This is a genomic window from Ferdinandcohnia salidurans (assembly GCF_042680725.1).
Taxonomy (GTDB): domain Bacteria; phylum Bacillota; class Bacilli; order Bacillales; family Bacillaceae_L; genus Ferdinandcohnia; species Ferdinandcohnia salidurans.
Genome location: NZ_JBHUEK010000031.1, coordinates 75,332 through 89,629 on the forward strand (window position 1 = coordinate 75,332; position 14,298 = coordinate 89,629).

Sequence of the window (14,298 nt, forward strand, 5' to 3'; positions counted from 1 at the left end):
GGAAATTCCATGCGAAAACTTCGTAAGCGATTAGGAGACTTACTAGTTGAGTCAGGTCTGATAACAGAGAATCAATTAAAACAAGCGCTTGAGGACAAAACGGAGTCTCAAAAACTTGGAGATATTCTTCTTCAAAAAGGGTTTATAACCGAGCAACAACTAATTGAAGTACTAGAATTTCAATTGGGAATACCGCATGTTAGTTTATTCCGATATCCAATCGATACGACATTAACTAACTTAATTCCAAAAGAAATGGCGAGAAGGCATTATTTAATTGCTCTTCGAAAAGAAGGGGACAAGCTATTTGTAGCAATGGCGGATCCAATGGACTTCTACGCAATTGAAGATTTACGTCTATTGACTGGTTTTCATATTGAACCGGTCATCGCTTCAAAGGATGAAATCTTACGTGCAATTAATAAGTTCTATGATTTGGATGAAGGAGTAAAGGAGCTTTTTAATGAAGCACCAACGGAAATCCAAGAAGAGAAAATTACAAATGAGGATTCTCCCGTTGTTAAATTAGTGAACCAGATCTTGCAAAATGCGGTCCAACAGCGTGCAAGTGATATCCATGTAGACCCACATGAAACGAAGGTTTTGCTTCGTTACCGAGTGGATGGAGTTCTTCGTACAGAACGAGCTTTACCTAAAAGTATGCAGGGAGTTTTAACTGCAAGAATAAAAATCATGGCAAACCTCGACATTACGGAAAGTCGAATCCCACAGGATGGCCGGATAAAAGTTAATCTTGAAGCACACCATATTGATTTACGTGTTTCTACTTTGCCAACTGTTTATGGTGAAAAGATTGTAATGAGGGTCTTAGATTTAGGAAGCTCACTTAATAATCTTTCACAATTAGGATTTAATCGAGTTAACTTTAGTAAATTTAAGAAATTAATTAAAAAACCTACGGGGATTGTATTGATCACAGGCCCAACGGGGTCAGGTAAGTCTTCTACCCTTTATGCAGCTTTAAACCATCTTAATTCAGAGCATGTAAACATTATTACCATTGAAGACCCTGTTGAATATCAACTCGAAGGTATTAATCAAATTCAAGTAAATTCAAATGTTGGAATGACGTTTGCAAAAGGGCTAAGAGCAATTTTAAGACAAGATCCTAATATCATCATGGTAGGGGAAATACGTGATCGAGAAACAGCAGATGTAGCAGTTAGAGCATCTTTAACGGGTCACTTAGTTTTAAGTACCCTTCATACAAACGATTCTCTGGGAACAATAACTCGTCTAATTGATATGGGGGTTGAACCATTTCTTGTTGCTTCATCACTATCAGGTGTAGTGGCCCAGCGATTGGTTCGTCGTGTATGCCGCGATTGTGGCCAACTGCAGGAACCTACCGTACGTGAGCTCGAAATCTTTGCAAAACGTGGCATTGCAGTTGATAAGGTGAACAGAGGAAAAGGCTGTGGGACGTGTAATATGACCGGTTACAAAGGCAGAGTTGCTATTCATGAATTATTAATCATTAATGATGATATGAAAAGGGCGATTATGAATCGAGAATCCTACACGACACTTCGTGAATTGGCTATTAAAAATGAAACCATTTTTCTAATTGATGATGGATTATTAAAGGTTCAACAAGGATTAACAACAACTGAAGAAATATTAAGAGTGACAACTGCTGAATAGGTGGGAACTAAATGAGAGACGAAATAAATCGAATTTTACATTCAGCAAATGAACATAAGGCTTCTGATATTCATATTACAGCTGGTGTACCTCCAATTTTTCGTATTAATGGAGAATTAAAAAGATACGGGAAAGAAATCTTAAAACAGCCAGTAATAGAGGAAATCTCCAAAGCAATTGTCCCAGAGGAAATGTGGGACCAATTCAAAGCGAAAGGTGAGCTTGACTTTTCCTATGGAATAGCTGGTGTTTCACGTTTTCGCGTTAACATTTATATGCAAAGAGGCTGTCCTGCAATTGCATTTCGTGTGATTCCGACGTCGATACCGACGATTGAAGATCTCGCTTTGCCACAGGTGCTTAAAAAGATTTGTCAGAAACCTCAAGGTTTGATACTAGTAACAGGTCCGACAGGGAGCGGGAAGTCAACAACACTAGCTGCAATGATTCAGTATATTAATCAAACAATGAGTAAGCATGTTGTTACGTTAGAAGATCCGATAGAATACTTGCATAAGCATGGGATGAGTATTATTGAGCAACGCGAGGTTGGAAGTGACACTCATAATTTTGCAAATGGTCTTCGTGCAGCACTAAGGCAAGACCCTGATGTTATTCTTGTAGGTGAAATGCGAGATTTGGAAACAACACAAACAGCTATTACAGCTGCGGAAACAGGCCACCTTGTGTTAGGAACCTTACATACAGTAAGTGCCCCTTCAACAATAGACCGGATTATTGATATGTTTCCTTATTCTCAGCAGCCTCAAATCAAGATTCAGCTTGCAAACGTTCTAGTAAGTGTTATCTCCCAGAGATTATTCCCAACCATTGATAGAAAGGGAAGGAAAGCTGCTACAGAAATCTTGCTTAATAATTCAGCAGTTGCAAATTTAATTCGAAACGATAAAAATCACCAAATTAAAAATGTAATGCAAACAAGCCGTGCTGAAGGAATGCATACGTTGGAAAGCAATATTTTAGACTTAATCCGTGCCGGGGTTATTTCTAGAGAAATTGCCCAACCGTTTATACAGGAGTTAAATACGAATGCCTAAATTTAAATATGAGGGTAGAGATAAATTCGGAAAGAAGTCCGGCACAATTTCAGGAACTTCTAAAACCGATGCAGTCTCATCACTAAGTGATAAAGGAATTAGGGTAATTAGCATTAATGAATTACCTGAAACCTTTTTAACGAAAGATATAGCCATTGGCAATCCTGTAAAACTACGGGATTTTGTCATTTTTTTAAGACAGTTTTCAACCCTTATTAAAGCCGGTGTAACCATTGTCGATTCAATGAATATTTTGGCACATCAAACCGATAGTAAACCACTTAAGAATGCTCTCTTAGAAGTAGAGTTGGACCTTAGAGAAGGGATTTCCTTATCAACTGCTACTGCAAAACATAAACGAATTTTTACAAACTTATTCACGAATATGGTACGTGTAGGTGAGGTTGGCGGAAGTTTGGATGAAACACTTGAAAACCTTGCAGTGTATTATGAGAAACAAAATAAGACGAGACAAAAGGTAAAGTCAGCGATGGCTTATCCAATTGTAATTGGAATCGTTGCAATAGCAGTTGTCATCTTTTTATTAGTTTCTGTTGTACCAACTTTTGTTGACATGTTCGCTGACTTTGGAGCCGAACTGCCTGCTATTACAAAATTCGTGTTAAACGCAAGTGTGTTTATGCAAAAGTTTTGGTGGCTTGTATTACTTTTAGGAATTTTTATATTTTTAATGTTTACTCTTCTTAAGCAAAGACAAGAGACAAGATATTACGTGGATTATGCCAAAATAAAAATGCCGATATTTGGGAAGCTAATACAGAAGGCTGTTCTTGCCCGGTTAACGAGAACATTAAGTTCCATGTTGAATAGTTCAGTACCTATTTTACAGGCGTTAGTTGTTGTTGAAACGATTGTTGAAAATGAAGTAATAGCAGACGTTGTAAAACAGTCAAGAAAAGCACTAGAACAAGGGAAATCGATGACAGATCCGATGAAAAAACACTGGGCGTTCCCACCACTGATCATCCATATGATTGCAATTGGCGAAAGTACAGGTTCGTTAGATGAGATGCTAGGGAAAGTAGCAGATTTTTATGAGGATGAGGTGGAGAATACAACAGATCAATTAAAATCATTAATTGAACCATTATTGATTGTATTTTTGAGCGGAATAGTCGGGACTATAGTCACGGCGATTTTAGTACCGATGTTCGACATATTTAATCAAATTAAATGATCTTATTGTGAGAAAAGACATACATTTGTAAAAGAATGTTTAAAACTATGTTATTTTAAACAAATTTCTAGTGTTTTCAACAGCATTTGCTATTATAATAAGTAGTATAAATGGACTAGTTCCTAAAAAGGAGAGGGAATCATGTTTAAGAAACATTTGAAAAACCAAAAAGGTTTAACGTTGATTGAGTTATTAGCGGTAATCGTAATTTTAGGAATTATTGCTGCTATTGCGATTCCGGCGATTGGCAATGTAATTAACAACAGTAGAGAGAATGCAGCATTGGCTGATGCCCAACAGATAATTGATGGGGCTAAATTATATGTTGCATCAACAAATAGTACAGGAAATAGAGAAATAACTAAAGCAAATTTAAAAGATTATGTAGATAAAGCTGAAGGTTTTGAAAAAGTTACTTTAACAGATGGCGTTTATACTATTATCGGTCATACTGATGCAAATACTGCAGCTGATGCACGTGTTGCAAATAGTAGTGATGGTGGATTAACCGAAGCAGAGATACAAAATGCATTGAATACTGAGAAGGCAGGAAATGCTAATAATGAAGAAAACGAAGAAAATGCTGGATAATTATATTATTTTTTAACCAGATAACCCTCTATCAACCAGAGGGTTATCGTTTTAAAATGGGTGGAGATAATGTTGAGTATATTAGTTTTAGTTTATATTTACATTTTGTTAATTGGATTGGTTTTAGGCTCCTTCTACAATGTCGTAGGCCTACGCATCCCGGCTGGCCAATCAATTGTTAGACCACGTTCTGCATGTCCAACTTGTAAGCACCAGCTTACAGCGATAGAATTAATCCCGGTTTTTTCATACATATTACAAAGGGGAAAGTGTCGGAATTGCAAAACCCACATATCACCAATATATGCTTCAATTGAACTTGCTACAGCAATTCTTTTCACGATTTCACCATTGCTGGTGGGATGGTCAAAAGAATTGATCATTGCTTGGACATTAATATCCTTATTGATCATCATTTTTGTTTCAGACATCACATACATGATCATTCCAGATAAGGTCTTACTCTTTTTTGCCCCATTATTCATCATTGAGCGTATCTTTGTGCCACTTGATCCATGGTGGGATATGGTCGCAGGAAGTATTGTTGGTTTTCTGTTACTCTATCTTATAGCTGTCTTTAGCAAAGGTGGGATGGGTGGAGGCGATATTAAACTTTATGCGGTCATCGGACTTGCATTAGGTTGGAAACTTGTCCTTCTTTCCTTTTTCCTCGCTACTTTCATTGGGACTATTTTTGGATTAATTGGGATTGCAATTGGCAAAGTAAAAAAAGGAAAACCCATGCCGTTTGGTCCAGCCATTGTCATCGGTACACTTATAGCATATTTTTGGGGGCACAACCTAATAGCGATGTATATTGACCTAATAGGATTTTGATAGTAAGGAGATACATAATGGCTTTCACACTTCTTTCACCAAGTAAAATTGCAAATATCATTATAAAAGATCATGTCATTCGTTATGTGGGTGTGAAACGCTCTAACCCTATCACAGTACATAAATTTCGTGAAAAATATTTACCCCCTGGCATTATTCAAGAAGGTAGAATCATTGAACGTGACACACTTCATTTAATTCTAGAAGAATGTGTGACAGATTGGGGTATCAAAAATAATCAAGTCCAATTTATTATTCCAGACTCATTTGTAGTCATTCGAAAGATTTCGATTCCAAATGAAGTGAAGGATGATGAGATTTTAGGATATATTTACCTAGAACTCGGTGCAACGATTCATTTACCTTTCGAAGACCCTGTGCTAGATTATAAAATCCTTTCTGAAGACGAAAAGAAAAAAGAGGTTCTAATTTTTGCAGCACCTGAGGATGTTGCTATCGAATACTCTTCCTTATTAGAAGGAATTTCGTTAAAGCCAATTGCGGCCGATATTTCACCGCTATGTATGTATCGACTGTTTCATTTTTGTAAGAAAACAAACGCAGAAGAACACTCATTGTTGCTACAATTTGATCTTCAATCTGCCAATTTAAGTATTTTTCATCACGACATTCCTTTGTTTATGAGGCATATTACTTTGGAAACATCTATTGATGATTGGGATATCCAACAAAACTCTTCCAAAACCTTAGCAGACATTAGATGGAACAGTCATCGCAGTAAGTTAGAAGTTCTTATAGATGAAATAAATAAAGAGATTGAGCATGTAATGAATTTTTATAGTTTTAACATGTCACAGGGGAAAGAAAGAATTACAAATGTTCTCGTTAGTGGGGATCATCCAAATCTTCCAGACATCACATCAACGCTAATAGAACGATATGAAATTCCAGTATGTACAATTGCTACATTTGAGAAACTGCCTAGTCAATATTTTCTACCATTAGGATTGGCACTAAAAGAGGTGTAATTATGCTTGTGGATATTAATTTACTACCAAGAAAAGAGTTTAAAAATCGAGCGAAATTACTACTCCTTCTTATTATTTTATGTGTTGCAATCATTGGATTTTTGTTTATCTTTTTGCAATATAAAAAAGCAACTTCACTTGAAGAAAATCTTGAGAACCAAATTGCAACACTCCAAGAAAAACGAGCAGCAGAGGAACAAAAATATGCATCCGCTGATCATTCGAATAATGTAATCAATTTAGAAAGAACCGTGGAGTGGGCAGATGGCTATTTTGTAGTGACGGTACCGATTTTAAATCATTTAACTAAGTTATTGCCTGAACGAGGTTTTGTTCAAAATTTTTCATATACAGAGGATGGAATTGTTTCTTTAGAAGTTCAGTTTGATACGAACACAGAAAATGCTCATTATTTGGCTTTACTTACTGAGTCTCCATTTATTGATTCAGCACGACTATTAACTGTTTCTACTACCCCAATTACAGAAGAGGATGGGGATACGGCCAATAATAATGATCAACTGAACAATAATGGTAATGAGGCTGAGGATGCTCCATCTGGCCATGCAGTTGAAACAGACGAAAATAGTGACATTCTGCCAAGGTATTTTGCTCAGTATGAAATTATTTTTGAGAAGAGTGCCATTCGTTCATTACAGGAGGGAAATTAGGTATGACTCTCCATTTTTCACGTAAACAAATTATCTACTTGGTTATGGCAATTGTCTTTTTAGTGGGTGTTTTTTATTTAACCTATTTCCTACTAGTAAAACCAGTGAAGTTGAAAATAGCTCAATTAGAGAATAGCGTTAAAACAGAAGAAAGATTATTGGAGTTAATCTCGGATAAGCGTACGAATGATACGCCAATTATAAGTTCTACTGAAATTCAAAAAAGGATTCCCGTAGTTCCTTTAGTTGAGCAAATCGTCTTGGATCTAGAACGTGCAGAAACCTTATCTGAGAGTCGAGTTATTAGCATGTCCTATAGTGAAAGTGAATTTACATTCATGGATGAAACTCAACCTGTAGACGATCAGGAAGCAGCGAATCCTGAAAATATAGAAGTAAATGATCAAGTTTCGACTGATAATGGATCAGATGAATCCGAACAGACTGTCGAAGTGGAGGATGTTGATTCTCAACTAATTGATGGCCTAAACCAGATAACCGTAACCTTACAAGTCCAGTCCCCCACTTATCCTGATTTGGAGAAGTTCTTATCTGTAATCGAACACCAAACGAGAATAACAAGGGTGGAATCATTAAGCTTTTCAGGTACTCCGGAGCTGACTTCTGTGGATCAAATTGCACAACCACTCGTGTATGATGTAACTATTTCAACTTTTTATATGCCTAAATATACTGAACTTGCTGAAGAGGCACCAAAACTTACGGTTCCCCCTCCTAGCAATAAGGATAATCCTTTAGCAACAGGTTTAGAAAAGAAAAGTGAAGAAAATGAGTAGCTGATAACCTAGTAAAGGACGAGGCAAAGCAAAAATGTCTCGTTTTTTATTAGCTGTTATCGCGGCATAATAAATGTTTATAAAATCAAAACATTAGTATAAAATAACAAAGTGTAAAAAATGGCTATGTTGTAAAAAAATTCTTAACAAGATTTTATGCAACTGTTATAAGGAACTTTGATGATCTTTATAGAAAGATGTGATAGCAGCTTGGAATCTCTTGTAATTGCAATTATTTCTCTTTTAATCATACTACCTATTATTTATTTTTTACCTATTGGTTTTACTAAGAAGGGAAAATTACTAATTCTTTTTTGTGCATTTATCGTATTTAGTATCGGCATCGCTTTGAAGACAGTCTTGAGTGTATGGCAAACTGGCTTAGTGTTAATACTGCTAGCAGTAGGAGCTTCCTATTTAATTGGAAAAAGATATGGGAATCAATTATTTATTCATGACGAAAATAGTGCAGAATTCGAAGATAAAGTAATTAAATTCGAAATTGAAGATGATATTGAAGAAGAAATACGAAGTCAGGTTAGCCTTGAAAAAGACAAGGTGCTCCCTAGTGAGCAAAAAATAGTCTCTCCTCTAACACAAGCAGTGGATGAGGAACGTGTAGAAGAAATTGAACCAATTGATAATCAAAAAAATGATGATTTTGTAATGGAAAATATTCATGTTGAAAATGAAGAACTTCAAGATGAGATACATAAGAACGAGATGGATGCTAATCATAATTTTGATGAGTTACTGAAAGAAATCGAACTGGAATTAAATAATAATAATGAATTACAAAGAACAGATGAAATGATTGAAGCATCTGAAGAAACGATAGAAGTAGAACCAATTGATATAGATGAAGAGGACGATGACCTTCTAATTACTGCACCTTCAACCCTTGAAGAAATTCAAATTGATAGTTTACCAGTAAATATTGATGAACAACACAATGAAGAAAGTAGTATAGAGGAAATCCCACTTATTGAACCATCAGAGATTGAGGTAGATTCAATCGAAGAAGATGTCATACTGTCAATTCCCGTTGAAAACGAGAATTCCATACAGGAAGAACAAATGGAAGCATCACAGAATCAGATCGAAGAAGCCCAAGAACTAGTGAAACTAGAAGAAAACGAAATAATAACATTAGAAAATGAGCAAGACGATGAAACAAAGGAAGATGATCCTAGTACTGAAATTGTGGAAGCTGTAGAGGTAGAGGACGATATCCAAGACAATCAAGAAAATCAAGATAATAATCAAGCACTAAGACAGCAGCTCTTTGCTACGATGATCTCTCAAATTAAACTTTCGCGTAATAAAATCTCAAATTCTCATTATGAAAAGATTATTCTGGACCATCTCCATCCTCAACTTTCTGATCATGATTATTATACTGTTGTTAGCTTATTAATAGAACATTATATACATACAGGACAAATTGAAGAACTATCATCTTTACTATCACAAAATAGAGTCAGATTTGAAAAATATCCTGTGATTTTACAAGAAATTAACTTTATTGTAGATGAATATTGCAAAATATGACGAAAAATAGCGAAGAACATGGTAAAATGAATGAAAAAAGACGCATGAAAAAATAACTAGGTGTGGTGAATAGAATGAAGAAGAGTGTTGAAATTGTTGGGCTACCAATTATTAGTATTATAGATGGAATCGAAATAGGAAAGGTAAAATCCTTAGTGATAAACCCTGAAAAAGGTTCAGTGGACTTTCTTACTATAGAACATGAAGATTGGCAAGTAAGTGTGAAAGCTATTCCATTCAAAAGGGTAGTCGGAATTGGTGAGTACGCCGTTACTATTGAAAGTGAAGGATCTGTTATCGATTTGAATGAGATACCAATCGCGAATTCACTTGTAAATAAGAAAATTAAAATTACGAATACAAAAGTCATGACAAGAAAAGGACAGTTATTAGGGGAAGTCCTTGAATATTATGTTGATGATGAGACAGGAAATCTATTAGGTACATTATTAAATGTTTCTGGAAGTGAAGTGGCCCTCGCATCAGATTCAGTTCTAACATATGGAAAAGACATTATCATTGTAGAGGAAGACGCGTCATCCAAGTTCCTTGATTCAGTAGAGTATTTAGAAAACCCAATACTAGAATCAACACAAGATGAAACAAATGAAGAAATCATTGAAAAAGTTTTACCAGCATCATCAACAGAAGAACAAAGTCCATTTGACGAAATTAATGCATCCATTGACCAGCATGAAGAAACAGAAGCAAAAGCACTGCGCCTAAAACAGGTTGATCTTCTATATGGTAAAGTAGTCAAAAAAGACATTTTGGACAATGAAGGAAATGTTTTAATACCAGCTGGAACTCATTTATCAGTAGATGATATTATAAAGGCTCAAGACCTAGGTCCTAGTGTTTTTGTAGAATTATCAATGAACGTTGAACAATAAACCCACGATTTAGTGGGTTTTTTACTTTATATGGACTATTGCAAACCTGCCAATTGTTATCATTTGTAACAATTTGACGAAAACCTCTAGTAACAAGACGACAAATGTCTTGTTCTTTTTTTTTATAGGTATGGTAGCATTGAAAAAAAGTAGGCGTTTCCTTAAATGGGTGGTGAAAAAATGGACAAGCAGAATCGGATTTCTATTAAAATTAATGGCAAGGAGCCAAAGGTTCAGAAGGAAAAGAAAGAGAAAACAGAATTTGTCGAAAAGGAAAAACCTCTTATTATTGTTGAAAATGAGGAGGTTGCAGCTGCACAAGAGGAAGAAGAGGATGATTTTAGCTGGGTTCTACCAGATGAAAACTTGAGAAATAAAAAGACAAAAGAAAAAGAGATTCCTGTGATTCCGATTGAAGATTTACGTCATACCAATGGTCCTAGTAAAATTCCTTATTTACCGAAAAAGAGTAAAGGAATACAAGTATTTTCCTTAAAACAATTTGTTATTTCAATTGCTTTAGCCATTGTTCTTGGCACAGGATTTGGATTTATGATTTTAAAAGTCGTAGAAGATGTGAATGCTGGGCCAGCAGAAAATGACAATCCAACACAAGTTACTAATGGCAATCCTGCTCCAACCGGGAAACAAGAAGACCCTCCTGCAAGTAGTCAGGTTGCTATTGATTTAGAGACTCTATCAACCGGGATCGTTCAAGGTGGTAAGTTTTCAACTGCTGAATCAGCAAATACAACAGTGAGTGATATCAAAGGTAAAGGTTTTGCTGCAACTACTGTTGAAATGGATGGTGCTTTTTACGTTATAGCGGGCATCGGCTCTGAACAGGGCTCAGTTGGGGGTATTAAGGCCAAATACGAAGAAGCATTCCCAGAGTTTTTTACGAAAACATTTGAGGTGCCGGGTGGGTCTTATTCAAATGCAGGAAAAATGGACTCAGAGGCAATCAAGGTAAGTCTACCAGTATATAAGGAATTATTAACTCTATCTTCTCAAGCTTTCGGTACAGGTGCGATTGATAACGGACAATTAGAGAATCTATCAAAACAAATAACGGCTGTAAAGGAAATCAAAAAAGACAACTTACATGCACAGCTTAAAGAATTCAATGCATATATCGAGTCTTCCTTCACTCAGCTACAATCCTTTACAAATGGTGGCGATGAGAAGTCATTATGGCAATCACAGCAATCATTATTAAATGCGTATCAAGCCTACACCGTTTGGCTTTCTGAGCTAAGTTAGTCAAAATTAAATTTTACAATGGACTGGGAAAGGAGAATGAACTCCTTTCCTTCTTTATGGATTGAATTTCTATGGATTTACATAAATAGATAATTTTTTACAAACGATAAAATATCGACAAAATTCAATTTTTCATAATTGTAGAGTCAGGGATTGTTTGTTACGATAAACAGGTATCTTCCATTCTGAAATATAAAGATAAAGGGTGAATAAATCATGCAACACCTCGTTTTAGCCTCTGGTTCTCCACGACGAAAAGAACTTCTTAGAAATGTGAAACTTTCCTTCGATGTTTCCGTCAGTAATATTGATGAATCCATTGACGAAACACTCACTCCTGAAGAAAAAGCAATGACCATTGCCTTAAAAAAAGCAAAGGCGGTCCTGGAGCAATTTCCTGATTCCTATATACTTGCAGCAGATACAGCTGTTGTGTTTCAAAACCAATTTTTAGGTAAACCTAAAAACGAACAGGAATCAATTAATGTTTTAAAAACACTTTCAAATCAAACACATGAAGTCGTAACAGGAGTTGCGATCCTTTTTAAGGACACCCAAAAAACGTTCTTCGAAAGAACAGAAGTAACGTTTTGGGACCTAACGGATGAGGAAATACAAACATATGTTGCTTCAGGCGAACCAAAGGATAAAGCAGGTTCATATGGAATTCAAGGACTTGGATCTGCACTCGTAAAACATATTAAAGGGGACTATTTTACTGTAGTAGGATTGCCTGTATCAAGAACCCTTCGTGAATTAAGAGATCTAGGTTTTCACTGCTGAAATTTGTAAAGTTTGCGTAAAGAAAACTCTTATACGTTGCTTTCATGGTACGATAATTACACATAGTAGTCTGCAGTTTAATAAAGAGAGTGGGGTCCGAGTATCTAATTGTAAAGGTAGGAGGAACCTATTTGAAAACATCTGCACTTATGATTCGGGATTACCCTCAAGCGGAAAGGCCTCGAGAACGTTTGGTTTCTGATGGACCCGACAGTCTTTCAAACCATGAGCTTTTAGCCATTCTATTACGTACAGGTTCAAAGGAAGAATCCGTTATCCAACTTTCAAACCGCTTATTACATCATTTCGAAGGACTACGATTATTACAGGACGCATCTGTTGAAGAAATCACCTCAATTAAAGGGATCGGGCAAGCAAAAGCCGTACAAATTATGGCGGCAATTGAACTAGGTCGAAGAATTGGCAAACTTCAATATGAAGATCGCTATGTCATTAGGTCTCCAGAAGATGGTGCAAAATATGTGATGGAGGACATGCGCTTTTTAACTCAGGAACATTTTGTTTGTCTGTACTTAAATACGAAAAATCAGGTGATACATCGCCAAACGATTTTTATCGGAAGTTTAAATGCCTCGATTGTTCATCCTCGTGAGGTGTATAAGGAGGCATTTCGCAGGTCAGCGGCTTCGATTATTTGCATTCATAATCATCCGTCTGGTGACCCTGCTCCAAGCCGAGAGGATATTGAGGTAACGAAGCGACTTGTTGAATGTGGCAGGATAATTGGCATAGAGCTATTGGACCATTTAATCATTGGTGAACATAAATATGTCAGTCTGAAAGAAAAAGGTTATGTGTGACTATTAATTTTTAATTTTGTACGATATAATATTGGTTATGAGTTTTTCGCATGATTAACAATAAATTACTACTCTTTATTCGCGTATCAGAAAGGAAGATACATATATGTTTGGAATAGGTACAAGAGACCTTGGTATAGATTTAGGGACGGCTAATACACTTGTTTTCATTAAAGGTAAAGGAATCGCAGTGAGAGAGCCATCGGTCGTTGCCATGCAAACAGATACAAAGCAGATTGTGGCAGTCGGAAATGATGCTAAAAACATGATTGGGCGTACACCCGGGAATGTTGTTGCGCTTCGTCCGATGAAGGACGGTGTCATCGCTGACTACGAAACAACCGCGACAATGATGAAGTATTACATTAACCAAGCGGTTAAAACAAAGAACTTTTTCTCTAGAAAGCCATATATTATGGTTTGTGTGCCATCCGGAATTACAGCAGTTGAACAACGCGCGGTAATCGACGCAACTCGTCAGGCTGGTGCGAGAGATGCCTATCCAATCGAGGAGCCATTCGCAGCGGCAATTGGCGCTAACCTTCCTGTATGGGAACCAACTGGCAGTATGATCGTTGATATTGGTGGTGGTACAACAGAAGTAGCGATTATTTCTTTAGGTGGTATCGTTACAAGTCAGTCCATCCGTATTGCTGGTGATGAAATGGATGATGCCATTATTCAATATATCCGAAAGACTTACAACCTTATGATTGGAGATCGGACGGCGGAAGCAATCAAGGTTGAGATTGGATCAGCGGGTGCTCCAGAAGGTGTAGAGAACATGGAAATCCGCGGAAGAGACTTATTAACTGGTTTACCAAAAACAATTGAAATTACAGCAGCAGAAATTTCGGGTGCACTTCATGATACAGTGTATGCGATAGTCGATGCTGTTAAAAATACGCTTGAAAAGACGCCACCTGAATTAGCAGCAGATATTATGGATCGTGGAATTGTGCTAGCTGGTGGGGGAGCTCTTTTACGAAATTTGGATAAGGTTATTAGTGAAGAGACAAGTATGCCTGTTCTAATCGCCGAAAACCCATTAGATTGTGTCGCAATCGGAACAGGAAAAGCGCTCGACCATATCCATTTATTTAAAGGGAAATCAAAGGATTTACGATAGGGGACTTATATAGTGGGGAATTTAACTTCCCCACTATATGTGTTGAAATTTA

General features: G+C 36.5%; 14 protein-coding genes. All 14 read left to right on the plus strand.

The features are described 5' to 3' along the window. The first annotated feature begins 9 nt into the window (after nucleotides 1-9). The 14 genes from ACFSFW_RS20895 (at nucleotide 10) to ACFSFW_RS20960 (ending at nucleotide 14,246) form a co-directional block, all read left to right on the plus strand. A complete protein-coding gene (locus tag ACFSFW_RS20895; RefSeq protein ID WP_304217592.1) occupies nucleotides 10-1,665 on the plus strand; it encodes a GspE/PulE family protein in 1,656 nt (551 codons plus the stop codon). Nucleotides 1,666-1,676: 11 nt separating this feature from the next. Then, nucleotides 1,677-2,723, plus strand: a complete 1,047-nt coding sequence (locus tag ACFSFW_RS20900; RefSeq protein WP_304217589.1) for a type IV pilus twitching motility protein PilT — start codon at nucleotides 1,677-1,679, stop codon at nucleotides 2,721-2,723. Beyond that, a complete protein-coding gene (locus ACFSFW_RS20905; protein WP_304217587.1) occupies nucleotides 2,716-3,921 on the plus strand; it encodes a type II secretion system F family protein in 1,206 nt (401 codons plus the stop codon). Before ACFSFW_RS20900 ends, ACFSFW_RS20905 begins: the two co-directional genes overlap by 8 nt. 141 nt (nucleotides 3,922-4,062) lie before the next feature. Continuing rightward, nucleotides 4,063-4,512, plus strand: a complete 450-nt coding sequence (locus ACFSFW_RS20910) for a prepilin-type N-terminal cleavage/methylation domain-containing protein (protein WP_304217584.1) — start codon at nucleotides 4,063-4,065, stop codon at nucleotides 4,510-4,512. Between the two features lie 78 nt (nucleotides 4,513-4,590). Further along, nucleotides 4,591-5,349 (plus strand): prepilin peptidase, encoded by a 759-nt coding sequence (locus tag ACFSFW_RS20915; protein WP_388041406.1) that lies wholly within the window; start codon nucleotides 4,591-4,593, stop codon nucleotides 5,347-5,349. A gap of 17 nt (nucleotides 5,350-5,366) precedes the next feature. Next, complete coding sequence (pilM, locus tag ACFSFW_RS20920; RefSeq protein ID WP_304217579.1) at nucleotides 5,367-6,338, plus strand: type IV pilus biogenesis protein PilM; 972 nt, start codon at nucleotides 5,367-5,369, stop codon at nucleotides 6,336-6,338. A gap of 2 nt (nucleotides 6,339-6,340) precedes the next feature. Continuing rightward, nucleotides 6,341-7,009, plus strand: coding sequence for a PilN domain-containing protein (locus tag ACFSFW_RS20925; protein ID WP_304217577.1), 669 nt, complete (start codon nucleotides 6,341-6,343; stop codon nucleotides 7,007-7,009). A gap of 2 nt (nucleotides 7,010-7,011) precedes the next feature. Beyond that, nucleotides 7,012-7,806 carry a pilus assembly protein PilO gene (locus ACFSFW_RS20930; RefSeq protein WP_304217575.1) on the plus strand — a complete coding sequence of 265 codons (795 nt, stop codon included), beginning with the start codon at nucleotides 7,012-7,014 and terminating at the stop codon, nucleotides 7,804-7,806. 180 nt (nucleotides 7,807-7,986) lie between these two features. Beyond that, on the plus strand, nucleotides 7,987-9,357 hold the full coding sequence (locus ACFSFW_RS20935; RefSeq protein ID WP_304217572.1) for a hypothetical protein: 1,371 nt from the start codon (nucleotides 7,987-7,989) through the stop codon (nucleotides 9,355-9,357). 74 nt (nucleotides 9,358-9,431) lie between these two features. Next, on the plus strand, nucleotides 9,432-10,250 hold the full coding sequence (locus ACFSFW_RS20940) for a PRC-barrel domain-containing protein (RefSeq protein WP_304217570.1): 819 nt from the start codon (nucleotides 9,432-9,434) through the stop codon (nucleotides 10,248-10,250). A gap of 180 nt (nucleotides 10,251-10,430) precedes the next feature. Next, on the plus strand, nucleotides 10,431-11,513 hold the full coding sequence (locus ACFSFW_RS20945) for a hypothetical protein (protein WP_388041092.1): 1,083 nt from the start codon (nucleotides 10,431-10,433) through the stop codon (nucleotides 11,511-11,513). 216 nt (nucleotides 11,514-11,729) lie between these two features. Beyond that, nucleotides 11,730-12,296: a Maf family protein gene (locus tag ACFSFW_RS20950; protein WP_304217564.1), complete on the plus strand. Its 567-nt coding sequence runs from the start codon at nucleotides 11,730-11,732 to the stop codon at nucleotides 12,294-12,296. A gap of 149 nt (nucleotides 12,297-12,445) precedes the next feature. After that, nucleotides 12,446-13,117, plus strand: a complete 672-nt coding sequence (radC, locus tag ACFSFW_RS20955; protein ID WP_180271204.1) for a RadC family protein — start codon at nucleotides 12,446-12,448, stop codon at nucleotides 13,115-13,117. A gap of 106 nt (nucleotides 13,118-13,223) precedes the next feature. After that, a complete protein-coding gene (locus ACFSFW_RS20960) occupies nucleotides 13,224-14,246 on the plus strand; it encodes a rod shape-determining protein (protein ID WP_304217561.1) in 1,023 nt (340 codons plus the stop codon). Nucleotides 14,247-14,298 lie beyond the last annotated feature (52 nt).